We start from the raw sequence: 22,741 nt of genomic DNA on the forward strand, positions 1-22,741 counted from the left end.
TTACGAGCGTGAGTCGGGCGGAGCGGCGGCGGACAGGCCACAGGGCGTACGCGTAGGTTCCAGCCATGAGTGCAGAGCTGACGCTCGGCGCCGAGGAAGAGCTGCACCTCATCGACCTCGAGTCCGGCCGACTTTCCGCGAAGGCCCCGCGCCTTCTGCCCAAACTGCCCACCGACCGCTTCGGCGCCGAGCTGCAGCGCACGACGATCGAGACGAACACCCCGGTGGTGCGGACCCTCGACGACCTGCGGCGGGTGATCGTCGACCTGCGCAGTGAGCTCAGCGCCGCGATCGCCCCGGCCGGCGTCACCATCGCGGCCGTCGGCACCGCGCCGAGGTCGGAGTACGCCGACTTCGAGCTGAGCTCCGGCGGTCGGTACGGCCGGATGCAGGAGCAGTACCGGATGCTCGTCGACGAACAGCTCATCTGCGGCCTGCAGGTGCACGTCGGGGTGAGCGACCGCGACCTGGCGGTGCTGATCGCCCAGCGGGTGGCGCCGGTGCTCCCGGTGCTGCTCGCCCTGAGCGCGTCGAGTCCGTTCTGGAACGGGCAGGACACCGGGTACGCCTCGTTCCGCAGCATCATCTGGCAGCGGTGGCCGTCGGCCGGCAGCTTCGGTCCGGTCGAAGACGCCGCCGAGTACGACCGGGTGCTCGACGACCTGATCGCCTCGGGCGTGATCGCCGACAAGAAGATGGCGTACTTCGACGTGCGGCCGTCCTCGCACGCACCGACGCTGGAACTCCGGGTCTGCGACGCGACCCCGGTGGTGGACGACGCCGTGCTCATCGCCGGACTCTTCCGCGCCGCCGTGCGCAAGGCCGAGAAGTCGGTCGTGTCGGGCGCCGAGTGGCATCCGCGCAGCGAACCCCTGCACCGTGCGGCGATGTGGCAGGCCGCCCGCTCCGGGTTGAGCGGGGAACTCGTCGGCCTCGGACAGCACCCCGAACGCCTGCCCGCCGAGGTCGCGGTGCGCCAGCTCGTGTCCCGCCTGCGCCCGGAGCTCGAGGAGCTCGGCGACTGGGGGACGGTGACGGAGCTGCTCGACGCGACCCTGGCCCGCGGCAACTCCACCGACCGGCAGCGCACCGCGTACGCCGAGCGTGGGGAGATGGACGACGTCGTCGCCCTGGTGGTGGAGGACACCGCGGGGCTCCCGTCCGGACGCGACGAGGACCCCGTGGTCCCGATCCACGGGTACCGCGTCCGCGCCGGCGACGAGGCGGTCGGCCCCGGTGCACGCCCTCGTCCCGCGTTCCGTGACCTGGCGGCGTTCTTCGACGGCTGGGACGCCGAGACCGCGATCGAGCGCTGCACCGCCCGCGACGTCTGGACCCGCGAGCACCACGTCGGCTTCGTGGTGGACGGCGGGGCGCAGGAGTTCGGCTGCGACCTGGTGCCCCGGACGATCAGCGCGTACGAGTGGTCACAGCTCGAGCGTGGCCTGGGGCAGCGTGCCCGCGCGATCGAGCTGTTCCTGCGTGACGCGTACGGCGACCGGCGGATCGTGGCCGACGGCGTGCTGGACGCGGACCACTTCGTCGGCGCGAAGGGCTGGGACCCGGACGCCACCCGGCTGCCGGCGACCGCCGTCCGTGCGCCGGTGCTCGGGTTCGACCTGGTGCGCAACGAGTTCGGCGGCTGGCGGGTGCTCGAGGACAACGTCCGCTCGCCCTCGGGCGTCGCGTACGGCATCGCGCTGCGCGAGCTGATGGACGACGTCGTGCCGGACGCCCCGCGGCCGGCGCACCTGCGCGACCCGCACGGCGTGACCGACCGCCTCCGCCGGACCCTCTGCGCGAACACCTCCGCGGTGACGGGCGCGACCGACCCCGTGATCGCGCTGGTCAGCGACGGCCCCGCCGCCGGCGCGTGGTTCGAGCACCGCAGGCTGGCCGACGGGGCCGGGATGCGCCTCCTGTCCGGGTCGGACCTGGACGTCCGTGACGGACGCGTGGTCGACGCGACGACGGGCGACGTGCTCGACGGGCTGTACCTGCGGATCGACCGCGACGTCAGCGCGCTGACCGCGGAGCACGCTCCCGACCTGGGCGCGCGGATCCTCGACGCGGCGGAGGCAGGACTCGTCTACCTGGCGAACGCGCCGGGCAACGCGCTGGTCGACGACAAGGCGATGTACGTCACCGTGCCGGACCTGATCTGGTACTACCTGGACGAGAAACCGCTGCTGGCATCGGTGCCGACCTACCGCACGAGCATCGAGGTCGAACGGCTGTCGGTCCTGGACCGCGTCGGGGAACTCGTCACGAAGCCGGTCGACGGCGAGGGCGGACGCGGGGTCCTGATCGGACCGAGCGCGAGCGCCCCCGAGGTGGCCGAGCGACGGCGCGAGATCGCCGCGGACCCCGCCGGGTGGGTGGGGCAGGAGGTGGTGCAGCTGTCCTCGCACCCGACGATCGGACCGGCCGGTCTCGACCCGCGGCACGTGGACCTGCGGGCCTTCGTCTACGCGACGGGGACCGGACCGGACGACGTGCACCTGGCCGACGTCGCCCTGACGCGCGTCGCGCCCGAGGGCAGCATGGTCGTCAACTCGTCGCAGGGCGGCGGCGCGAAGGACACGTGGATCGTCGGGAACGCCCCGGCGGACACCGACCCCGCCCCGGCGGACACCGAGGGAGAGCGCTGATGTGTGGACTCGCGGGCGAGATCCGGTTCGACGGCCGAGCGCCGGACGTCGGGGCGGTCGCCCGGATGACCGGCTGCATGATGCACCGCGGCCCGGACGGCGACGGTCTGTGGGCTCGCGGCCCGGTCGCGCTCGGGCACCGACGGCTGTCCATCGTCGACCTGTCCACCGCGGGCGCGCAGCCGATGGTGCTGGCCGAGGCCGGGCTGACGATCGCCTACAACGGGATGGTCTACAACTACCGGCAGCTCCGCGACGAGCTGCACGGCAAGGGGCACCGGTTCGCGTCGACGTCGGACACCGAGGTCATCGCCCTGGCGTACGCCGAGTGGGGCACCGCCTTCGTCGACCACCTGATCGGGATGTTCGCCATCGTCATCTGGGAGCACGGCAGCGGCCGACTCGTGCTGGCGCGGGACCGGCTCGGCATCAAGCCGCTCTACGTCGCGCCCGTCCCGGGCGGCCTCCGGTTCGCGAGCTCCCTGCCGGCGATCCTGGCCGGCGACGCCGGCAGCAGCCGCACGAGCGGCAGCGGTGGCACGGGCACCGGCACCAAGGAAGTCGACACGTCCATCGACCCTGTCGCCTTCGCCTCGTACATGAGCTTCCACTCGATCGTCCCCGCGCCCCGCACGATCCTGGCCGGCGTCGGCAAGCTGCCGCCGGCGACCGTCCGGGTGATCGACCCCGACGGCACCGCGCGCGACACCGTCTACTGGGAGCCCCGTTTCGAGCGTGACCCCGCCCGGGCGGACTGGTCGGAGCGGGACTGGGAGCAGGCGTTCATCGGCTCGCTCCGCACCGCCGTCGAGCGCCGGATGGTGGCCGACGTCCCCGTCGGGGTGCTGCTCTCCGGTGGGATCGACTCCTCGCTCGTGGTCGGGCTGCTCGCCGAGGCCGGGCAGCAGGACCTCGCCACGTTCAGCATCGGGTTCGAGGCGGCGGGCGGTGAGTCCGGCGACGAGTTCGAGTACTCCGACCAGGTCGCTGCGCACTTCGGCACCGACCACCACCGCATCCACATCCCCTCGTCGCGCCTGCTCGACGGCATCGACGGTGCGGTCGCCGCCATGAGCGAGCCGATGGTCAGCCACGACTGCGTCGCCTTCTACCTGCTGTCGCAGGAGGTCTCGCAGCACGTCAAGGTGGTGCAGTCCGGCCAGGGCGCCGACGAGGTGCTCGCCGGGTACGACTGGTACCCGCCGCTCGCCGACGTCCCGCGCGACCAGGCCGCCGAGGCGTACCGCTCCGTGTTCATGGACCGCCGGTGGCCCGCGCTGCAGGGCCTGCTCGGGGAGCGGTGGAAGAGCGACGACGACACCCCGTCGGCCTTCGTCGACCGCCAGTTCGCACGGCCGGGCGCGGAGACGAGCGTGGATACCGCGCTCCGCAGCGACACCACGATCATGCTCGTCGACGACCCGGTGAAGCGCGTCGACAACATGACGATGGCATGGGGGCTCGAGGCCCGCGTGCCGTTCCTGGACCACGAGTTCGTCGAGCTCGCCGCCGCGATCCCGCCGTCGATGAAGCTCACCGACGGCGGCAAGGGCGTGATGAAGCGCGCCTCGCGCGGGATCGTGCCCGACGCCGTCATCGACCGCAGCAAGGGCTCGTTCCCGGTCCCCGCCATCCGGCAGCTCGAGGGCCCGTACCTGGAGCGCGTCCGCGACGCGCTGCACGCACCCGAGGCGCGGGAGCGCGGGCTCTTCGACCCCGCCACCGTCGAGCGGATGCTGCAGGACCCGAACAGCACCAGGACCGCGATCGGCGCGAACGCGCTCTGGCAGCTCGGCCTGATCGAGATGTGGCTGCAGCAGCAGGGGGTGCGGTGACCGTGGGTTCCGTCCGGACTGGAGGCGCGCAGGGCGTCGCGTCGTCGGCCACCGTCGAGCCGTCGGTCACCACCAGGGCCGCGGCCGACCTGGGTGCGCGGCTCACCGCCGCCTGGGGGTCGTGGGGACCGACCATGACCCGGAACGCCCGGCGGGTGGCGTTCGTGAGCGACCGGCACGGCACCCCCGAGGTCTTCGTGCAGGACGTCGTCGTCGACGGCGAGCTGCCGGAACCGGTGCGGATCGCGCTCTCCGACGACCCCGTGATCCGGGTGTCGTGGTCCTCCGACGGGGAGTGGCTCGCCGTCGCCATCGCAACCGACGGCGGCGTGAAGCAACAGGTCTGGGTGGTGCGGCCGGACGGCTCCGACGCCGCGCAGATCGCCGGCTCGCGGTACCAGCACGCCGAACTCGGACCGTGGAGCCGCAGCGGACACCGGGTCGTCATCACCCTGCCGTCGACCGAGCCCGAGCAGCCGGCCCGTGCGTACCTGGTCGACCCGGTCACCGGTGATCGCGACGACCTGGCCGTGGGGGAGCTCATCCACATCCTCGACCTGTCGGTGGAGGAACGGCTCGTCGTGCTGAGCGACGGCCAGCGCGGCCAGGAGTTCGTCGTGGTCGTCGACCGGCTGACGGACGAGAGCCACGCCCTGTTCGCCGACGACCCCGACGGGTCCGCCGAGATCGCGTTCCTGCGACCCTCGCCCGCGAGCGAGACCAGTCCGCTCGTCGCCTACGTCGCCACCGAGGCCGGACTGCCCCGCCGCGGACTCGTCGCGCAGCCGGTCGGGCCGCACGGCTGGCGCGGCACACCGCGGCGGATCGTCGAGCGCGACGACGCCGAGCTCGAGTACCTGGACGCCGACGACGCCGGTCGCACGCTGCTGCTCGTCTGGAACGTCGACGGTCGCAGCGAACTCGACCTCATCAACACCCACGACGCCTCGCGCACCCCCGTGCCGGACCTGCCCGGGTACGTCGTCACCGACCCCGTGCTCAGCCGTGACGGCCGGAGCGTGCTGCTCGCCGTCGAGGGACCGACCCGGCCGCGCGAACTGTGGCGACTCGACACGAACGCGCTGACCTGGAGCCGGGTCACCGACGTGCCGGTGCTGCCCGACGTGCAGCTGGTCGAGCCGACGCTCGAGCGGTTCGCCGCCCGCGACGGACTGGAGCTGACCGGGTGGCTGTACCGGGCCGTGGAGCCGACCGCGTCGGCGGCGCATGCCGACCCTGGTGCTGGTGCCGTGCCTCCCGGCCGCGCAGCGCTCGTCCACCTGCACGGCGGACCGGAGTCGCAGGAACGACCCACGTTCTCGCCGCAGCACCAGGCGCTCGCCGCCGCCGGGGTGACCGTGTTCGCACCGAACATCCGCGGGTCCTCCGGGTACGGCCACGAGTTCGTGCACGCCGACGACCTGGCGCTGCGGTGGAACGCGCTCGCCGACGTCGTCGACTGCGCTCGGTTCCTGGTGACCAACGGGTACGCCGAGCGTTCCCGGGTCGCCGTCGAGGGACGCTCGTACGGCGGGTACGCGACGCTCGCGTCGTTGGCCTTCACGCCCGACGTGTTCGCGGCCGGGGTCGCGGTGTGCGGGATGAGCGACTTCGCGACCTTCTACCGGGACACCGAACCGTGGATCGCGGCCGCTGCCGCCACGAAGTACGGCCACCCCGTCGAGGACGAGGCCCTGCTCGCGGCACTGTCGCCGATGCGCGCGATCGACGACGTCACGGCGCCGCTGCTCGTCGTGCACGGTGAGCTCGACACGAACGTGCCGATCGGTGAGGCGCACCAGGTCGTCGCGGCGCTGCGGGAGCGGTCGCACGACGTGGAGTACCTGGAGCTCGAGGGTGAGGGGCACGAGTACCGGCGGGCGTCGTCGCAGGCGCTGCTCGTGCGGCGGATGGTCGAGTTCGTGGCGGCGCGGCTGGGGTGAGGCCTGGCGGGGCGGGGCGCTCGGTCTGGTGCTCGGTCTGGTGCGAGGTTCCGTACTCCGTGCGGCGCACGTGCCCTCGCACCGAGTACGGAACCTCGCACGGGCCGTGGGCCCCCTCGCACCGTGCGAGCCGCGGCTCGGCGTCACCGGGTGCAACGATGCGTCGGCGGCGCTCGCCGCGGGCGGAGAATGGTGGCATGACGACGACTGCGCCGACCTCGACCGCGCTGCCCCGACCGGGAGAGGTCCTCGTGGCCTCGGCAGCGGAGGTCGAGCAGGTCGTCCACCATGCCACGAACCAGTACGCCTCCGACGTCGTCGCGGACACCGCCGGGTGGGCGGACGGCGATCGTCGGCGGATCGAGGACCTCGGGTTCCGTGGTGGTGATGCCCGCGGCGAGGCGCTCCGGACCCTCGACCTGACGATCGCCGACGACGGAACCCCGACGCGCATGCTCGACGCACCCGCGATGGCCGCACTGAACAGCCACCACGCGCGGTTCGCCGAGCGGCGCGGCGACGTGGTCCGCTACCAGACCGACGTGTCGGTGTGGACGGGGATCCCCGAGCGACCCACCGCGCAGGACTGGGAGGACGTCCGGGCGCTGCTCGGGTCGGGCGGGATGCTCGGCGTCGGTGCGGCTGCCGTCCTGCCCGAGGGGTGGGAGCTCGTCGAGGGTGCCGGCGGCGTGCAGCTGACCGGTGAGGCGATCGAGGGTGCGCCGGATGACGAAGCCGTCGTGCTGACGCCCGATGACGTGCCGGAGATGACCGCCCTGGTGGAACGGACGAAGCCCGGGCCGTTCCTGCCGCGCACGATCGAGCTCGGCACGTACCTGGGCATCCGGCGGGACGGGCGGCTCGTCGCCATGGCGGGGGAGCGGTTGCACCCGCCGGGGTGGACCGAGATCAGCGCGGTGTGCACGGACGAGGCGTACCGGGGGCAGGGGTTCGGGCGTCGGTTGGTGCTCGCCGTCGCGCACGGGATCCGGGAGCGCGGGGAGATCCCTCTGATGCACGCGGCCGCCGGCAACACCGGGGCGATCGGGCTGTACCAGCACCTGGGGTTCCGCCTGCGGGACCGTGGGGCGCCGCGGTTCGTGCGGGTGCCGGACGGGAGCGATCGGCCGGCCGGGAGCGGCAGTTCGGGGGGTTGACTGCCCCGAGTGGCGCTCCGCACACTGTCTTGGTCGCCGGGGGACCTCGGCGCGTCATGACAGGAGAACCATCATCGTGAGGACGTCGTCGTGGACCGCAGGTGCGGTCACCCTCGGTATCGCGCTGGCCGCGGTCGTCGTCTCGACCGGCCCGGGTTCGCCGGCGGTCGCAGCGCCGGCGTGCAACGGGGACCGTGTCACCCTCGAGCAGCTCGCGAGCGGGTGCGCCGTGGCCACGCCGACGATCGTGCTGCCCGACGGCCGGCAGTTCGTCGTGCCGGAACCGGGCACGACGGTATCCGCGCTGCCGGTGGCCGCGTCGGGCGTCGACGACGGCGGGGATGTGTCGATCACGAACACCGGCCGCGCGGGTGTCGCGGTGCGTGTCGACGACGCGTGGTCCGGGTCGGCGGCCGCCGTCCGGCAGGAACGCCAGGCGCTGCGCGACCGGGTGGCCGCCGCCGTCGTGACGCGCGGAGCGGCCACCACGTCGGCCACGAAGGCGGCCACGAGCTGCACCAACACCTCGTACACCCGGCTCGGGTTCCGCTGGGCGGGCCCGGTGAACTGGAGCTACAACCCGAACAACCAGAAGGTCACCGGTCCGTCGGCGATCGGGGCCGGAGCCGACGCCTGGACCGGGCCGGTCTCGTCGTGCGGCCGGACGATCACCTCGACCGCCGACCAGAAGCACCTCGGGGTGCTCAAGCAGGCGATGGGCGTCACCGCGACCGGAGGCTGCGGAGCCGCGAACGCGTCGAGCGTGGTCGGGTGGGGGTCGCTGCCGAAGGACACCCTCGGCGTGACCTGCGTGTGGTCGCGCTCCGGCACGGCCGTCGAGACGGACCAGCGGTACTCGACGTCGGTCAACTGGTCCGCCGCCGCGACCTGCTCCGGGGCACGGTTCGACCTACGTGGCGTCGCCACGCACGAGTGGGGTCACGCCTACGGGCTCGGGCACACGGCCGCGAACAGCGGCCTGGTGATGAAGCCGTCGGTGTCGACGTGCGAGACGAGTCAGCGCGGCCTCGGCCTCGGCGACCTGCTGGGGATCGACGCGATCTACTGATCGGGACGCCTTCGTGGATTCTCTAGGATCGACCCATGTCCACGACCATGCCCGGCTTCGGGACGGAGCGCATCACGCAGCTCGGTCTGCGTGACCGCGTCTACGACCGGGTGCTCGAGGTCCTGATGGGCCACGACGTCGAACCGGGCATGCGGCTGTCGATCGACGGCCTCGCCCGCTCCCTCGGGGTCTCGCCGACCCCGGTGCGTGAAGCCCTGGTGCAACTCGAACGCACCGGCCTCGTCACCCGCGAAGCGAACAAGGGGTACCGGGTCTCCCCGCCCCTGGCCGGCGACCAGCTCGAGGCCCTGTTCGACGCCCGGCTCATCGTGGAGAGCGGTGCCGTCGAGCTCGCGGCCCGCGGTGACGTCGACGGCCTGCGCGAGCGACTCGCGGCAGCGCTCGACGAGCAGGCTGCGGTGGCCGCCGAGGTCGCGTCGGTCGGGGCTGCGCACGCCCCGGAGGAGCTGATGGCCCGCTTCTTCCGCAGCGACTGGCAGTTCCACCAGCTGATCTTCGATGCGACGCGGAACCCGTTCCTCGAGGAGATGTCCGAGATCATCACGACGCGCGTGCACCGCATGCGGCAGATCGTCGAGGGTGGCGGGGACGACACGGATCGTGCGGTCCAGGAACACCGGGCCATCCTGGAGGCGCTTGCTGCGGACCCGACGTCGGCCGTCGCCGCGATGCGGCTCCACATCGACGCCGTCCGGTTGCGTTCGCGCGCGGACGCATCCCACACCAGCTGAGGCAGAGGGGTTGCGATCTGGCGACGTGCGAGTATCTTTCCTATAGGAAAGAGGTTCATCGCCGAACCGCCACGACATGCAAGGGAGCATTCCGTGACCACTCCACAGGACTGGGTCGACCAGGATTGGGACCCCACCACCTGGACGTCGGAGACCTGGCCGATCGCCGCGTGCCTGCACGGGTTCGCGCAGGTCACCCGCGACGGGACGGCCTTCCACGACGCCCCCACCGAGGTGTGGGACGAGGTGTTCGGGCAGATCGAGGCCGTCGGCTTCTCGCTCGCCGAACTCGCCGACAGCCACATCCGCCCCGCAGACCTCGAAGCCTCGCGCCGCGACGAGCTGTTCGCCGTCGCGAAGTCGCACGGCGTCGGGATCCCGTCCGTGCACCTGCAGCGCAAGAGCGTCATCCAGCCCGGGCACGAGGAGGAGAACCTCGCCTACGCCCACCGCACCATCGACGCGGCGGCCGAGTGGGGCATGCAGGTCTTCTCGACCGGGCTGCACCAGCCGTTCACCGACGCCCAGAAGCGCGCGCTGTGGTTCTGGACGGCGCCGGGCCCGAAGGACCCCGACGACCCCGAGGTCTGGAACGCCGCGGTCAAGCGACTGCGGGAGCTCGGCGAGCACGCTGCGAGCGTCGGGCTGCCGATGGCGCTCGAGCTGTACGAGGACACGTACCTCGGCACCGCCGACAGCGCGGTCCGTCTGGTCGAGGAGATCGGGCTCGACAACGTCGGGCTGAACGCGGACGTCGCGAACCTCATCCGGCTGCACCGTCCGGTCGAGGACTGGCGGGAGCTCTTCGCGAAGACCATGCCGTACACGAACTACCTGCACGTGAAGAACTACACGCGTGACGAGGCCGGCGACGGGAGCTGGGCGACGAGCGCGCCGAGCACGATGGAGACGGGTCTCATCAACTACCGCCAGGTCCTGCGCGACGCCGTCGCCGACGGGTTCCGCGGGATCGTCATGACCGAGCAGTACGGCGGGGACAGCCTCGGCGTCTGCGCCACCAACCAGCAGTACATCCGATCCGTCCTCGCGACGACGAAGCTCGACGCGACGGCGACCCCGACTGCACCAACCAGCACCGAAGGAGCAATTCGATGAGCACCCTCGACATCGCCGTCGTCGGGTCCGGCTACATGGGCGGTGGGATCGCCCAGGTCCTCGCCCTCGCCGGCCACACCGTCCGGATCGCCGACGTCTCGGCCGAGATCGCCGCGTCCAACCGAGCCCGGCTCATCGCAGAGACCGAGCAGTTCGTCGCGGACGGCCTGTTCCCCGCGGACGCCGTGGCACGCGTCGAGGCCCACCTCAGCGCAGCCGCCTCCATCGAGGAAGCGGTCGCCACGGCGGACTTCATCGAGGAGGCCGTGCCCGAGAAGCTCGAGATCAAGCACGCGACGCTCCGCCGCATCAGCGAGGCCGCCCGCCCCGACGCCGTGATCGGCTCGAACACCTCGACGATCCTGATCGAGTCGCTGGCCGAGGCGGTCGTGGGCCCGGAGCGGTTCCTCGGGGTGCACTTCTCGAACCCGGCACCGTTCATCCCCGGCGTCGAGCTCATCCCGCACCCGACCACCAACGAGCACGCGATCGAGGTCGGCGAGACCGTCGTCGCCGCGACCGGCAAGCAGTCGGCGCGGGTGAAGGACTCGACGGGGTTCGTCCTGAACCGCCTGCAGTACGCGCTGTTCGAGGAGGCCACGAAGATCGCCGACGAGGGCATCGCGAGCCCCGACGACATCGACACCATCGTGCGGACCACGTTCGGGTTCCGCCTGCCGTTCTTCGGCCCGTTCGCGATCGCCGACATGGCCGGGCTCGACGTCTACGCGTTCTGCTTCGAGTCGCTGCAGACCCGCTGGCCCGAGCGCTTCGCCACCCCGCCGTCGCTGCAGCAGCACGTCGACGCCGGTGAGCTCGGCACGAAGTCCGGCGCCGGGTACCTCGAGGTCCCCGCCGACCGCACGCCCGAACTCGTCGCCTACCGGAACAAGGCGTACGTCGCGATGCAGAAGCTCCTCGACGAGCTCGGCCCGGCACCGATCCACTGAGGCGGGAGGGACACCATGAGCGACCAGAACCAGTCAGCCGTCCAGCACCGGGACCGCACCGTCGTCCTCACCGGGGCCGCCTCACCACGGGGCATCGGCCGCGCCACCGCCCACCACCTGGCCGAGGCCGGGTGGGACGTCGGGATCATCGACCTCGACCAGACGGCGAGCGAGCAGGTCGCCGCCGAGATCCGCGAACAGCACGGCGTGCGGGCCGTCGGCGTCGGGGCGAACGTCGCCGACGCGTCCGCCGTCCGTGCGGCCTTCGACACGATCGAGGCCGAACTCCGGCCGATCACCGCACTGGTGAACCTGGCCGGGGTCTCGTCCGCGCACGCCTACCTCGACCTGCCCGAGGGGGAGTGGCACCGGGTGCTGTCGATCAACCTCGACGGTGTGCACTTCGCCAGCCTGCGGGCGGCGGAGTCGATGGTGCGGTCCGGCTACGGGCGCATCGTGAACCTGTCGTCGGTCTCCGCCCAGCGTGGCGGCGGCACCTTCAGCAAGACCCCGTACACGGTGGCGAAGGCCGGCGTGATCGGCCTGACCCGCGGACTGGCGCGCGAGCTCGGCCCGTGCGGCGTCACGGTCAACGCGATCGCCCCCGGTCCGATCGACACCGACATCATGGGCGGCACCCTGTCCGAGGAGCGGAAGGCCGAGATGGCCGCCGACGGCGTGCTGCCGCGCATCGGTACCCCGCGGGACATCGCCGCGGCCGTCGCGTACCTGATCAGCGAGGACGCCGGGTTCGTCACGGGCCAGACGCTCAACGTCGACGGCGGCCTGTACATGCACTAGGGCCAGCCGCCCACGGAACGCGCGCCGACCGGGCGACGCGATCCGTGCCTCCCGTCCGGACGACCGAACCGACCGCCGGACGCCAGAACGACCGCACCGTGCTCGCAAAGGAGCGAACCCGTGTCACTACCCCCTGCCCCCGCGCTCGGGTCGACGAACGACCCCGGCCTGAAGTCCGCCATCGGCAAGGCGACGAAGCACCTCATGCCGATGCTCGTCATCCTGTACTTCGTCGCGTTCCTCGACCGCACGAACGTCGGCTTCGCCGAAGAGGCCCTGCGCGTCGACCGTGGCATCTCGGACGCCGCCTTCGCCCTGGGCGCCGGCATCTTCTTCATCGGCTACGCGATCTTCGAGATCCCGTCGAACCTGCTGCTCAAGCGGTTCGGTGCGCGCTTCTGGCTCGCCCGCATCGCCGTCACGTGGGGCATCGTCGCCGCACTGTTCGCCTTCACGACGAACGACACGATGTTCATCATCCTGCGCTTCATCCTGGGTGTGACCGAGGCCGGGCTGTTCCCGGGCGTGATCATGTACCTGTCCGAGTGGTTCCCGAACAAGGTGCGCGTGCGCATGTTCGCGATCTTCTACCTGGCGCAGCCGTTCTCGCAGATGATCGGCGCCCCGCTGTCCGGCGGCCTCATCAGCGTCGGTGACCAGGTCACGCCGTTCCACGGCTGGCAGGTCATGTTCGCCGGCGAGGGGATCCTCGCGGTGCTGGCGGGCGTCGCGGCCCTCGTTTTCCTGACGAACAGTCCGCAGCAGGCGAAGTGGCTCGAACCGGGCGAGAAGGCGTCGCTCACCGCGGCCATGGAGCGCGAGGACACCGCCCGCAGCGAGGACGGCCCGAAGGGCATCTGGCGCGCGATGGCGAGCGGGCGCGTCTGGTACTTCACGATCATCTACTTCTGCCTGCAGGTCGCCGTGTACGGCACGACGTTCTACCTGCCGCAGCAGGTGTCCTCGCTGCTCGGGCAGGACGTCGGCTGGCAGGTCGGTCTGGTGTCCGCGATCCCGTGGCTCGTCGGGCTCGTCGCCTGCTACCTGATCGGGTCGCGTGCGGACTCCGTCGGTCGCCGTCGTCGCTGGGGCACCCTGTTCTACGTCACGACCGGCCTGTCGATCCTCGGCTCGGCGTGGGCGGGTGCGAACGGGCAGCCCGTGCTCGGCATCCTGTTCATCACCCTGGCCGTCGCGAGCTTCCTGGCCGTCGGCCCGATCACCTGGGCGTACCCGACGGCGTTCCTGACCGGTGCCGCAGCCGCCGCGGGCATCGGTCTGATCAACTCGCTCGGCAACCTCGGCGGGTTCGTCGCCCCGATCATGCGCACCGCGATCAACGAGGTGGTGCCCACCGACAGCGGTGCGTTCGGCATCGTCTCGCTCGGCGTCCTGGCGTTCGTCGCCGCGGTGATGATCTTCTGCACCAAGTTCTTCCGCGGGGCCAAGGCCGACGAACTGCTCGACACCTCGCACGTCCGCACCACCGACCCGAAGGGCAGCAAGCGATGACCAGACTGTTCAACGACCCGGCGGACTTCGCCGACGAGGCGACCGACGGCTTCGTCGCCGCGAACGAGCGGTGGGTGCGCGGGGTGCACGGCGGGGTCGCCCGTTCCACCACGAGCCCCGACGGCACGGTCGCGGTCGTGATCGGCGGGGGCTCGGGCCACTACCCCGCGTTCGGCGGACTGGTCGGACACGGCCTGGCCGCCGGTGCTGCGATGGGCAACCTGTTCGCCAGCCCCAGCGCCCAGCAGGTCACCGGGGTCGCGAAGGCCGCGGAGCACGGTGGCGGGGTGCTGCTCAGCTACGGCAACTACGCCGGTGACGTCCTGAACTTCGACGCCGCGGCGCGCGCGCTCGAGGCCGACGGCATCCCGGTCCGGACGGTCCGCGTCACCGACGACGTGACGAGCGCGCCGGCCGACGACCGCGCGAAGCGCCGCGGCATCGCCGGTGACCTCTGCGTCTTCAAGGTGGCCGGCGCCGCCGCCGAGCGCGGGGACGACCTCGACACGGTCACCGCCGTCGCCGAACGGGCGAACGACCGGACGCGCAGCTTCGGCGTCGCGTTCTCCGGGTGCTCCCTGCCCGGCGCCGAGGAACCCCTGTTCACGGTGCCCGAGGGCCGGATGGCGGTCGGCATGGGCATCCACGGCGAGCGTGGCATCGACGAGACGGACGTGCCCACCGCCGACGGGCTGGCCGAGCTACTGGTGTCCCGTCTGCTCGACGAACTGCCCGACGGCGTGGCACTCGAGGGCCAGCGGGTGGTCCCGATCCTGAACGGCCTGGGCTCGGTCAAGTACGAGGAGCTCTTCGTCGTCTACCGCTCGGTGCAGCGGCGCCTGGCGGACGCCGGCGTCGTCATCGTGGAGCCCGAGGTCGGCGAACTCGTCACGAGCTTCGACATGGCCGGGGTCTCCCTGACGCTGTTCTGGCTCGACGACGAGCTCGAGGAACTCTGGGCAGCACCCGCGGACACGCCCGCCTACCGCAAGGGCGGTGTGGTCGCCGAACAGCGGGTCGACCCGCCCACCGTGGCGGCGGACGCCGAGGGCGTCGGCGTCGGCCCGGCGACCGACGAGTCCCGTGCGGTCGCCGAGCAGGTCGCCGCCGGGTTCGCCGCGGTCCGCGCCGTCCTCGACGAGCACGCCGACGAACTCGGGCGCATCGACGCCGTGGCCGGTGACGGCGACCACGGCATCGGGATGCAGCGCGGATCGCACGCCGCCGACGTCGCAGCCGCCGACGCGGTCACCCGCGGTGCCGGTGCCGGCACCGTCCTGCTGGTCGCCGCGGACGCCTGGTCCGACAAGGCCGGCGGCACGTCCGGTGCGATCTGGGGTGCCGCCCTGGAGGCACTGGGTCGCTTGGTCGGGGACGAGTCGCGTCCGTCGGGTGCCACCGTCGCGCAGGGGGTCCGCGCGGCCACCGAGGCCGTGCTCGCGTTCGGCGCCACCGTCGGTGACAAGACGATGGTGGACGCCCTGGTGCCGTTCGACGAGGTGCTCCGCACCCGGCTCGATGCCGGGGCGGCGCTCGCCGAGGCCTGGGGCGACGCCGTCCGTGCCGCTCGCGAAGCCGCCGACGCCACGGAGTCCCTGGTGCCGAGGATGGGCCGGGCGCGCACCCATGCCGATCAGGCCGTCGGCACCGCGGACCCCGGTGCGCTGTCCTTCGCCCTCGTCGTGGAGACGGTCGCCCCGTGATCACCGTCGGGGTGTCGCTGAAGACGTACTTCTCGCATGCCCGGACGCTGTCGTGGGCGGCGGAGGTCGCCGACATCGCCCGGCGACAACCCGCGGTGCGCTCGGGTGCGGCGTCGCTCTTCGTGGCGCCGACGTTCCCGGCCCTCGTCCCGGTGCGTGAGCTGCTGACCGGCACCGGTGTGGAGCTCGCCGCGCAGGACCTGTCGTGGGCCGACGCGGGCGCGTTCACCGGCGAGGTCTCCGGCGCCGAACTGCGGGAGATCGGTGTCGACCTGGTCGAGATCGGGCACGCCGAACGGCGCTCCCTGTTCCACGAGGACGACGCGACGATCGCGGGGAAGGTGCACGCGGCGTTCCGCAACCACCTGCGTCCGCTGGTCTGCGTCGGGGAGCCGGACCGGGCCTCCGATCCGACGGAAGCGTTGGCGGCGGTGACCGCGCAGCTCGACCGGGCCGTCTCGACCGCCGTCGCGGACGGTCTCGCCGGGCCCCTGACCGTCGCCTACGAACCGGTGTGGGCGATCGGCGCACCGGCACCCGCACCGGACGACCACATCGTGGCGGTGCTCGCCGGGATCGAGCAGCACCTCGCCACCCGGCCCGAACTGCACGGCAGCACCGTCCTCTACGGCGGCAGCGCCGGACCCGGCCTGCTCACGCGGGGGCGGGGCCGGATCGGCGGGCTGTTCCTCGGACGGTTCGCCCACGACCCCGCAGCGGTCGAGGCGATCCTCGACGAGGTCGCGGCGCTCAGCTGAGCTGGTCGCGGACCGGCCGTGGGGCGCGACCGAGCAGCTCGCCGAGCAGCGGATCGGTGCCGGCGAACAGGCCCCGCTCGGCGGCCTGGTACATGCCGAGCAGGAACGCGACCATGTGCGGGTCCTGCCCCGCTGCCAGCGCACGGGCACGCCACTCGTCCTCGCCCAGGGCCTCGAACCCGATCGTCCGACCGGACACCTCGGACGCCTGCCGGGCCAGGTCGGCGAAGGTCGGCGCGTCCGGAGCGGTGAGCGTCACCGGCCCGTCGAACGGCTGGTCGGCGAGGAGGATCGCGGCGGCTGCCTCGGCGGCGTCCTCGCGGGCGGTCCACGACACCGGGCCGTCGACGGGGACGGACACCGTGCCGGTCTCCTGCCACGGGCCCGTCATCCAGGCGGCGCTGTGCGCGTAGAAGCCGTTCCGCAGGCTCGTCCACGGCAGCCCGGAGTCGCGGAGCAGGTCCTCGGTGGCGGCGTGGTGCGCTGCGGGCACGAAGGGCGAACCGTGCGCGGCGCCCTGGTGGCTCGTGTACAGGACCCGGCCGACGCCGGCGTCGACGGCTGCGTCGACCGCGGCACGGTGCAGCGCGACGGCGTCGGCGGCCGGGTCGCTCGACGAGACGAGCAGGAGCTGATCGGCGCCCGCGAAGGCTGCCGGCAGGGTTTCCGGTTCGGCGTAGTCGCCTCGGCGGACCTCGACGCCGCGGTCGGCGAACCGCTGTGCTCGGGCCGGATCACGGGTCACCACCGCCAGGTCGGACGGTGCGAGGTGCTCGAGCAGGTGGTCGGCGGTGGCGCCGTTGAGGGCTCCGGTGGCCCCGGTGATGACGATCATGACTTCTCCGTATCGGTGGAAACAGCGCGTCGGTAGCGCTGGTAACACAGTGATAGCACACATCCGTTATCGTTGTTCCGTGATCGAGCAGGGAAGCCAGCGCGACGAGACGCGTTCGCGCATCGTCGAGGTCGCCGGCACCATGCTGCGCGAACGCGGTGCCGCGGCGGTGACCACACGGGCGGTCGCAACCGGCGCAGGCGTCCAGGCACCGACCATCTACCGGCTGTTCGGCGACAAGGACGGTCTGCTGGAAGCGGTCGCCGAGCACGCGATGGCGACGTTCTCGGCGATGAAGGCCGACGCCGTCCGGGCTGCTCGTGACGAGGCGACCGACCCCGTCGAGGACCTGCGCACCGGGTGGTCGATGACGATCGGCTTCGGGCTGGCGAACCCCGACCTGTTCGTGCTGTTGAGCGACCCGGAGCGCGGCCGTCGGTCGGCAGCCGCCCGCGCCGGTACCGCGCTGCTCGCCGAACGCATCCGGCGGGTGGCCGAGGCCGGACGACTGGCCGTGCCGGAACACCGCGCGGTCGAGCTCGTGCACGCGGCCGGCACCGGTGCGGTGCTCGCGATCCTGGCCGCTCCGGCGGACGAGCGGGACCCGTCACTCGCCGATGACGTCCTCGACGCGGTGCTCGGGCGGATCCTCGTGCCGAGCGGGCCGACGAGGGACGACGGCGGCGCGGCCCCGGGTGGTCGCGGTCGGGGGACCGACCCCGTGACGAGCGCCGCGATCACGCTCCGGGCCGCAGCGCCCCGGCTCGATCGACTGTCGGCAGCCGAGCGGACGATGCTCGCGGAGTGGCTCGACCGGATCGCCGCGGACTAGTCCTCGCGGGCGCCCGCCAGCCCGTGGTCGTGTGCGTAGACGACGAGCTGCACCCGGTCGCGCAGCGACAACTTGCCCAGGATGCTCGAGATCTGGGTCTTCACCGTCGACTCGGTGACGTACTCCCTGGTGGCGATCTCGGCGTTCGAGAGCCCACGGGACGCCCACCCGAACACGACGCGCTCCCGCTCGGTCAGGGTCGCGAACTCCGGCGGCTGCGGTGCGGGGGCCCGCGCCACGTCGGTGCCGAACAGCTGCGCGAGGTCGTTCGGTGCGATGACCGAGCTGCCCTCGTGCACGGCCCGCACCGCGGCGAACAGGAACGGCGGCGTGGTGTCCTTGAGCAGGAACCCGCTGGCGCCGAGCCGGATCGCGGTCGCCGCCGCCGGGTCGAGCCCGAAGGTGGTGAGCACGACGACGCGGGGCAGCGGGCCCGCGACGGCACCGGAGTAGAGCTGCCGGACGGTCTCCACCCCGTCCATGCCGGCCATCCGCATGTCGAGCAGCACCACGTCGGGGCGCACCTCGGGGATGAGCGCGAGCGCTTCGGCGCCGTCGGAGGCCTCACCGACCACGCGCATGTCGTCCTGGGCGTCGAGCACCACCCGGAGCCCGGCGCGGAACAGCGCCTGGTCGTCGGTGAGCAGGATCCTGATCGGTTCGGTCATCGGACGGGTCCCCCTTGGACGTCGAACGGGATGCGGGCGCGTGCCGTGAACACGTCGTCCAGCACGGCGGCGTCGAACGACCCACCGAGGGCGCCGAGGCGCGAGTCCATGCCGTCGATCCCGCGGCCCGAGCCGGCGGTGGTGCCGTCTCCGGCGACGTTCTCGACCTCGAGCACCAGGTCGGCGTGCCGCCAGGTCTCCCGCACGACGACCGGGTTGCCGGGGGCGCCGTGGCGCAGGGCGTTCGTGAGCATCTCCTGCAGCACGCGGCGGGCGGCGGTGCCGGTGTCCGGGCGCAGGGCCAGCGGGACCCCGCGCACCGTGCGGTCGACGTCGACCCCGGCGTCGCGGATGCCCTGCACGATCTCCTCGAGCGAGCCCGGGCCGGTCGCCTCGGCGGAGCCGTCGATGTGCCCGAGGACCTGTCGGACCTCGACCAGAGAGCTCCGGGCGGTGCTCGCGATGGTGGCGCTGACCGCTCGGATGCGCGCCTCGTCGTCGAGGAACGGCACCGAGTCGGCCTGCGCGATGATGACCGCGAGCGAGTGGCCGACGACGTCGTGCACGTCGCGGGCGATGTCCGCGCGGATGCGTTCGGACTCGGCGACGTCGATCGCGCGGGTGGCGGTGGCCTCGGCCTCGGTGGCGACGGCCTCGGCACGTGATGCTGCGGCCTCGGCGTCGGCACGGCGCTCCGACTCGCGGTCGCGGGAGCGGAAGGCCCGGACGGCGACCCCGCCCGCCCAGACCCCGAGCAGCGCGGTCACCGGGGCGGCCATCGCCAGGAAGGCCTGGTCGCGCGGGCCGTTGATGAGCACGAGGAACCGGAAGCCGGTCGACGCCAGGTAGACCGTGGCACCCGCCCCGGCGACGACCGCGAGTACGCCCGAGACGACGACCTCGGTGCGGGTGCCCACGACGGCGGCGGTGCCGATCACGACGAAGAGCGCGAGGTCCACCAGCGACGGGCGCTCGCCGCCGCCGACCTGGATCACCCCGAGGACGACGACCATCGCCATCGCGGCGGACGGGGAGATGCGACGCAGGGCGATCGCCACCGAGGCCGACAGCACCGCGGCGAGGCTCGCGTGCTCGAGCTCGAGGTCGATGGGCAGCAGGAAGACGAACGCCGCCAGGGCCGCCCAGGCCACGTCGACGGCGATCGACCGGGTGGCGAGCGGCCGGAGGAACCTGCCCCGTTCGGTCACGAGAGCGATCTTCCCATGCCGTACCGGCGTCACGCGGGCGGGGTCATGGCCATGAGTGCGATGACGGTGGCGACCACGATCGCCGCGCAGAGCAGCAGGGTGGCGATCGTGTGCTTGGTCGAGGTCTGCATGCTCCCAGCCTGCGCAACCGGACGGCCGCGGGCATCGGGCGGTCGACCGAAGGGACTCGTCCTGCCGGGTGAAGCCGACGGTGGACCCCGACCCGTCGAACGGCGCATCCGGGACACCCTCTGCGTGATCCGGCCACCTTGGACGGCCGCTCAGTGCCCCCGGCGAACCATCGGCCGTGCAATCGCTCGATCGACACGAAGGAGCACGATTTGTACTTCCACAAGCAGGAACTCCAGTTCACGGCAACGCCCGACAATCCCGACGCGATCTACGCCCGCAAGCTGCAGGAGGTGCTGGGCGGCCAGTACGGAGAGATCTCCGTCGCGCTGCAGTACCAGTTCCAGGCGTGGAACATGCACATCCCCGGCAAGTACCGCGACATGGTGTTCGGCATCGGCGCCGAGGAGATGGGCCACGTCGAGATGCTCGCGACGATGATCGCGCAGCTGCTCGAGAAGTCCCCGCTCGGCATCACCGAGGACGCGCTGCAGGACGACCCCACGGTCGCCGCGATCGTCGGCGGCACCGACGTCCAGCACGCGATCGTCGCCGGTGCGGGCGCCCGTCCGGTGGACAGCAACGGCAACCCCTGGCAGGGCTCGTACATCACCGCCAGCGGCAACCTGCTCGCCGACTTCACGGCGAACGAGAACGCCGAGATGCAGGGTCGTGTGCAGGCCGCCCGGCTCTACCACATGACCGACGACCACGGCGTGCGGGACCTGCTGTCCTTCCTCATCGCCCGCGACACCATGCACCAGAACATGTGGGCGACCGCTGCCGCCGAGCTGCGCGAGAAGGGCGTCGAGGGCTTCCCCGTGCCGAGCAACTTCCCGCAGTCGAAGGAGAACCAGGAGGTCAACTACCAGTACCTCAACTTCTCCGACGGTGCCGAGGCGAAGAACGGCCCCTGGGCGAGCGGCACCTCGTTCGACGGCAAGGGCGAGTACTCGTACCACGACGGCCCGACCACCTCGGTCCCGATGCCCCCGCCCACGCACCCCGACGTCCGGCTCTACGGCACCACCGAGCTGCCGAACGTCGTCGAGAAGACGGCCGGCCTGGTGCAGGACAAGCTGAACAAGGAGTAGTCCCGACGGTCGCCCACGCGACCGACGGAACGACAGGAGGCCCGGCGCACGACGTGCACCGGGCCTCCTGTCCGTCAGGTGGTCACCGCGCCGACGGGGCGGACCCGCCCACGGTCATCAGCGCCCCCGTCTCGGGTTCTTCGTCGCGTGGTGCCTCGAAGATGCCCGAGTAGGCGCGGACCGCGCTCCACCCTGCGATCAGCAGGGCCGTGCCGAGGACCGCCGCGACCCAGGGCGCCAGGAGCGACTGCTCGAACAGCCGGGGCGCGGCGACCCAGGTCAGGAACGTGCCGGTCAGGCTGCCGGTGGCCCCGAGGAGCACGGCGGTGCGCCGGTCCAGACTCGTCAGCGCGAGCGCCGCGGTGACGACGAGGACCGCGACCACCGCGTTCAGCAGGACGGACGTCATCGCTCAGCTCCTCACTCGGCGGCGCCGGAACCGACCGCGAGCTGCTCGGACGCGCCACCGACGGTGACGGCGATCTTGCGCGGCTTCGCGGACTCCTTGACGGGGATCGTGACGCTCAGCACGCCGTTGTCGTACCCGGCAATGATGCGCTCGGCGTCCAGGCCGTCGCCGAGCGTCAGCTGCCGGACGAACGTGCCGGGCTGGCGCTCACGCGTGAGCCACTGCGAGCCCTCGGGCGCGCCCAGGGTGCGCTCGGCGCGGATGGTCAGGACGGAGCCGTCCACGTCGATGTCGACGGAGCCCGGGTCGATGCCGGGCAGGTCGACGTCGAGGACGTAGTGGTCCCCGGTGCGGTACAGGTCCATCGGCATCGAGCGCGGACCGGCTGCGGTGCCGAGGAGCGAACCCGCGAGTCGGTCGAGCTCGCGGAACGGATCGAAGTTCATCGTCATCGAAATCAACTCCTTCGTGGTTCTCGTTGAGTCCCCTCGACTCAACTGCCACCGTTTTAGCACTCGACCCTGGTGAGTGCCAAAAGATCGCTCAGAGGACGCCGAGAACTCAGCCGAGCAGGGGCGCCAGGAACGGGTCGACGACCGCCCACGTCGCGTCGGGGGCCTCGAGGTGCGGCAGGTGCCCGGCCGCCGGGACCTCGGCGAACACCGCACCCGGCACGGCCGCCGCCACCGCGCGACCGTACGCCGGGGTCACGACCCGGTCGCTCGCGCCGAACACCACGAGTGTCGGCACCCGCACGGCCCCGAGTCGACCGAGCAGGGTCGGGTCGCTCATCGAGCGGCCGGCGACGACCGCCATGGTCTGCCCGTTCGACCGCTGCACCGCGCGCTGTTCCTCGGTGACGGACGCCGGGTCCTGGTAGCCCCGCTCGGGATCGTGCCAGGCGGCCTCGGCCAGCCCGCGGGCATCGAGGGCGAAGAAGTCGGCGATCGGTTCGCCCTCGACCGCCGCACCCACGCCGTCGATGTCGACGACGGTGCCGACGACCCCGGCGAACCGGTCGTCGGCAGCAGCCTGCACGGCCATCTCGAGGGCGATCCAGCCGCCGATGGAGGACCCGACCACCACGACGTCCTGCTCCCCGGCGGTGACGAGCTGCTCGAGGTACTCGCTAGCCAGGGCCGGGACGGAGTCGATCCCGTCGGGGCGCGGGGTGCCGTCCCACCCGGGGTGCGTGGGGGCGACGACGTGGAAGGCGGGTGCGAGGTGCGCGACGATCGGCGCGACGGTCCGGGGGCCACCGCCGCCGTGCAGGACGAGCGCGGTGCGGGTGCGGGTGTCGGTCATGGGTTCTCCGTATC

Annotated in this window: 20 protein-coding genes; 14 read left to right on the top strand and 6 right to left on the bottom strand. The window is 72.3% G+C overall.

Annotation, left to right across the window (positions count from 1 at the left end; all coding sequences use genetic code 11):
- Positions 1 to 65: 65 nt before the first annotated feature.
- The 12 genes from ORG17_RS00225 (at position 66) to ORG17_RS00280 (ending at position 16,247) form a co-directional block, all read left to right on the top strand.
- On the top strand, positions 66 to 2,651 hold the full coding sequence (locus ORG17_RS00225; protein WP_214526542.1) for a carboxylate--amine ligase/circularly permuted type 2 ATP-grasp protein: 2,586 nt from the start codon (positions 66 to 68) through the stop codon (positions 2,649 to 2,651).
- Positions 2,651 to 4,486 carry an N-acetylglutaminylglutamine amidotransferase gene (locus tag ORG17_RS00230; RefSeq protein WP_214526543.1) on the top strand — a complete coding sequence of 612 codons (1,836 nt, stop codon included), beginning with the start codon at positions 2,651 to 2,653 and terminating at the stop codon, positions 4,484 to 4,486. Before ORG17_RS00225 ends, ORG17_RS00230 begins: the two co-directional genes overlap by 1 nt.
- Entirely contained in the window at positions 4,483 to 6,429 is a 1,947-nt protein-coding gene (locus ORG17_RS00235; protein ID WP_214526544.1) for a S9 family peptidase, read from the top strand. Before ORG17_RS00230 ends, ORG17_RS00235 begins: the two co-directional genes overlap by 4 nt.
- A 197-nt stretch (positions 6,430 to 6,626) precedes the next feature.
- Positions 6,627 to 7,586, top strand: coding sequence for a GNAT family N-acetyltransferase (locus ORG17_RS00240; RefSeq protein ID WP_214526545.1), 960 nt, complete (start codon positions 6,627 to 6,629; stop codon positions 7,584 to 7,586).
- A 76-nt stretch (positions 7,587 to 7,662) separates the two neighbouring features.
- Positions 7,663 to 8,655, top strand: a complete 993-nt coding sequence (locus ORG17_RS18195) for a matrixin family metalloprotease (protein ID WP_083404461.1) — start codon at positions 7,663 to 7,665, stop codon at positions 8,653 to 8,655.
- A 35-nt stretch (positions 8,656 to 8,690) separates the two neighbouring features.
- Positions 8,691 to 9,407 (top strand): GntR family transcriptional regulator, encoded by a 717-nt coding sequence (locus tag ORG17_RS00250; protein WP_017887786.1) that lies wholly within the window; start codon positions 8,691 to 8,693, stop codon positions 9,405 to 9,407.
- A 93-nt stretch (positions 9,408 to 9,500) separates the two neighbouring features.
- Positions 9,501 to 10,523: a sugar phosphate isomerase/epimerase family protein gene (locus ORG17_RS00255; protein ID WP_214526546.1), complete on the top strand. Its 1,023-nt coding sequence runs from the start codon at positions 9,501 to 9,503 to the stop codon at positions 10,521 to 10,523.
- A complete protein-coding gene (locus ORG17_RS00260; protein ID WP_214526547.1) occupies positions 10,520 to 11,473 on the top strand; it encodes a 3-hydroxyacyl-CoA dehydrogenase family protein in 954 nt (317 codons plus the stop codon). The genes ORG17_RS00255 and ORG17_RS00260 overlap by 4 nt, the downstream gene beginning before the upstream one ends.
- 15 nt (positions 11,474 to 11,488) lie before the next feature.
- Positions 11,489 to 12,274, top strand: a complete 786-nt coding sequence (locus tag ORG17_RS00265; RefSeq protein ID WP_214526548.1) for an SDR family NAD(P)-dependent oxidoreductase — start codon at positions 11,489 to 11,491, stop codon at positions 12,272 to 12,274.
- A gap of 120 nt (positions 12,275 to 12,394) precedes the next feature.
- On the top strand, positions 12,395 to 13,786 hold the full coding sequence (locus ORG17_RS00270; protein WP_111057308.1) for an MFS transporter: 1,392 nt from the start codon (positions 12,395 to 12,397) through the stop codon (positions 13,784 to 13,786).
- Positions 13,783 to 15,489 (top strand): dihydroxyacetone kinase family protein, encoded by a 1,707-nt coding sequence (locus ORG17_RS00275; RefSeq protein ID WP_214526549.1) that lies wholly within the window; start codon positions 13,783 to 13,785, stop codon positions 15,487 to 15,489. The genes ORG17_RS00270 and ORG17_RS00275 overlap by 4 nt, the downstream gene beginning before the upstream one ends.
- The gene (locus tag ORG17_RS00280; RefSeq protein ID WP_214526550.1) at positions 15,486 to 16,247 is read left to right on the top strand and encodes a triose-phosphate isomerase family protein; all 762 of its coding nucleotides are present in this window, start codon (positions 15,486 to 15,488) and stop codon (positions 16,245 to 16,247) included. Before ORG17_RS00275 ends, ORG17_RS00280 begins: the two co-directional genes overlap by 4 nt.
- Here ORG17_RS00280 and ORG17_RS00285 read toward each other — a convergent pair.
- Complete coding sequence (locus tag ORG17_RS00285; RefSeq protein WP_173032531.1) at positions 16,240 to 17,082, bottom strand: NmrA family NAD(P)-binding protein; 843 nt, start codon at positions 17,080 to 17,082, stop codon at positions 16,240 to 16,242. The genes ORG17_RS00280 and ORG17_RS00285 overlap by 8 nt on opposite strands.
- A 79-nt stretch (positions 17,083 to 17,161) precedes the next feature.
- Here ORG17_RS00285 and ORG17_RS00290 point away from each other — a divergent pair, with 79 nt between their 5' ends.
- Positions 17,162 to 17,914 carry a TetR/AcrR family transcriptional regulator gene (locus ORG17_RS00290; protein ID WP_301565344.1) on the top strand — a complete coding sequence of 251 codons (753 nt, stop codon included), beginning with the start codon at positions 17,162 to 17,164 and terminating at the stop codon, positions 17,912 to 17,914.
- Here the strand turns inward: ORG17_RS00290 and ORG17_RS00295 are convergent.
- Positions 17,911 to 18,582: a response regulator gene (locus ORG17_RS00295; protein WP_111057303.1), complete on the bottom strand. Its 672-nt coding sequence runs from the start codon at positions 18,580 to 18,582 to the stop codon at positions 17,911 to 17,913. The two genes, ORG17_RS00290 and ORG17_RS00295, sit on opposite strands and share 4 nt — an antisense overlap.
- Positions 18,579 to 19,790, bottom strand: a complete 1,212-nt coding sequence (locus ORG17_RS00300) for a sensor histidine kinase (protein WP_051597038.1) — start codon at positions 19,788 to 19,790, stop codon at positions 18,579 to 18,581. Before ORG17_RS00300 ends, ORG17_RS00295 begins: the two co-directional genes overlap by 4 nt.
- A gap of 341 nt (positions 19,791 to 20,131) precedes the next feature.
- On the opposite strand from ORG17_RS00300, the gene ORG17_RS00305 reads away from it, so the two are divergent.
- Complete coding sequence (locus tag ORG17_RS00305) at positions 20,132 to 21,013, top strand: manganese catalase (protein ID WP_214526552.1); 882 nt, start codon at positions 20,132 to 20,134, stop codon at positions 21,011 to 21,013.
- Positions 21,014 to 21,095: 82 nt separating this feature from the next.
- Here ORG17_RS00305 and ORG17_RS00310 read toward each other — a convergent pair whose 3' ends face one another.
- From ORG17_RS00310 to ORG17_RS00320, 3 genes are all read right to left on the bottom strand, one after another.
- Positions 21,096 to 21,422, bottom strand: coding sequence for a hypothetical protein (locus tag ORG17_RS00310; protein WP_214526553.1), 327 nt, complete (start codon positions 21,420 to 21,422; stop codon positions 21,096 to 21,098).
- Positions 21,423 to 21,433: 11 nt separating this feature from the next.
- Positions 21,434 to 21,874 carry an Hsp20/alpha crystallin family protein gene (locus ORG17_RS00315; RefSeq protein ID WP_214526554.1) on the bottom strand — a complete coding sequence of 147 codons (441 nt, stop codon included), beginning with the start codon at positions 21,872 to 21,874 and terminating at the stop codon, positions 21,434 to 21,436.
- Positions 21,875 to 21,983: 109 nt separating this feature from the next.
- Entirely contained in the window at positions 21,984 to 22,727 is a 744-nt protein-coding gene (locus ORG17_RS00320; protein ID WP_214526555.1) for an alpha/beta fold hydrolase, read from the bottom strand.
- Positions 22,728 to 22,741: the final 14 nt, after the last annotated feature.

This window comes from Curtobacterium flaccumfaciens pv. betae, from assembly GCF_026241855.1.
In the GTDB taxonomy this organism is placed as follows: Bacteria; Actinomycetota; Actinomycetes; order Actinomycetales; family Microbacteriaceae; genus Curtobacterium; species Curtobacterium flaccumfaciens.

Excerpts from the sequence above, each read along its gene's own strand:
- ORG17_RS00275 (WP_214526549.1), top strand. The coding sequence starts at position 13,783 with ATGACCAGACTGTTCAACGACCCGGCGGACTTCGCCGACGAGGCGACC.
- ORG17_RS00315 (WP_214526554.1), bottom strand. The coding sequence starts at position 21,874 with ATGACGATGAACTTCGATCCGTTCCGCGAGCTCGACCGACTCGCGGGT.
- ORG17_RS00225 (WP_214526542.1), top strand. The coding sequence starts at position 66 with ATGAGTGCAGAGCTGACGCTCGGCGCCGAGGAAGAGCTGCACCTCATC.
- ORG17_RS00230 (WP_214526543.1), top strand. The coding sequence starts at position 2,651 with ATGTGTGGACTCGCGGGCGAGATCCGGTTCGACGGCCGAGCGCCGGAC.
- ORG17_RS00295 (WP_111057303.1), bottom strand. The coding sequence starts at position 18,582 with ATGACCGAACCGATCAGGATCCTGCTCACCGACGACCAGGCGCTGTTC.
- ORG17_RS00320 (WP_214526555.1), bottom strand. The coding sequence starts at position 22,727 with ATGACCGACACCCGCACCCGCACCGCGCTCGTCCTGCACGGCGGCGGT.
- ORG17_RS00260 (WP_214526547.1), top strand. The coding sequence starts at position 10,520 with ATGAGCACCCTCGACATCGCCGTCGTCGGGTCCGGCTACATGGGCGGT.
- ORG17_RS00240 (WP_214526545.1), top strand. The coding sequence starts at position 6,627 with ATGACGACGACTGCGCCGACCTCGACCGCGCTGCCCCGACCGGGAGAG.
- ORG17_RS00285 (WP_173032531.1), bottom strand. The coding sequence starts at position 17,082 with ATGATCGTCATCACCGGGGCCACCGGAGCCCTCAACGGCGCCACCGCC.
- ORG17_RS00310 (WP_214526553.1), bottom strand. The coding sequence starts at position 21,422 with ATGACGTCCGTCCTGCTGAACGCGGTGGTCGCGGTCCTCGTCGTCACC.
- ORG17_RS00250 (WP_017887786.1), top strand. The coding sequence starts at position 8,691 with ATGTCCACGACCATGCCCGGCTTCGGGACGGAGCGCATCACGCAGCTC.
- ORG17_RS00265 (WP_214526548.1), top strand. The coding sequence starts at position 11,489 with ATGAGCGACCAGAACCAGTCAGCCGTCCAGCACCGGGACCGCACCGTC.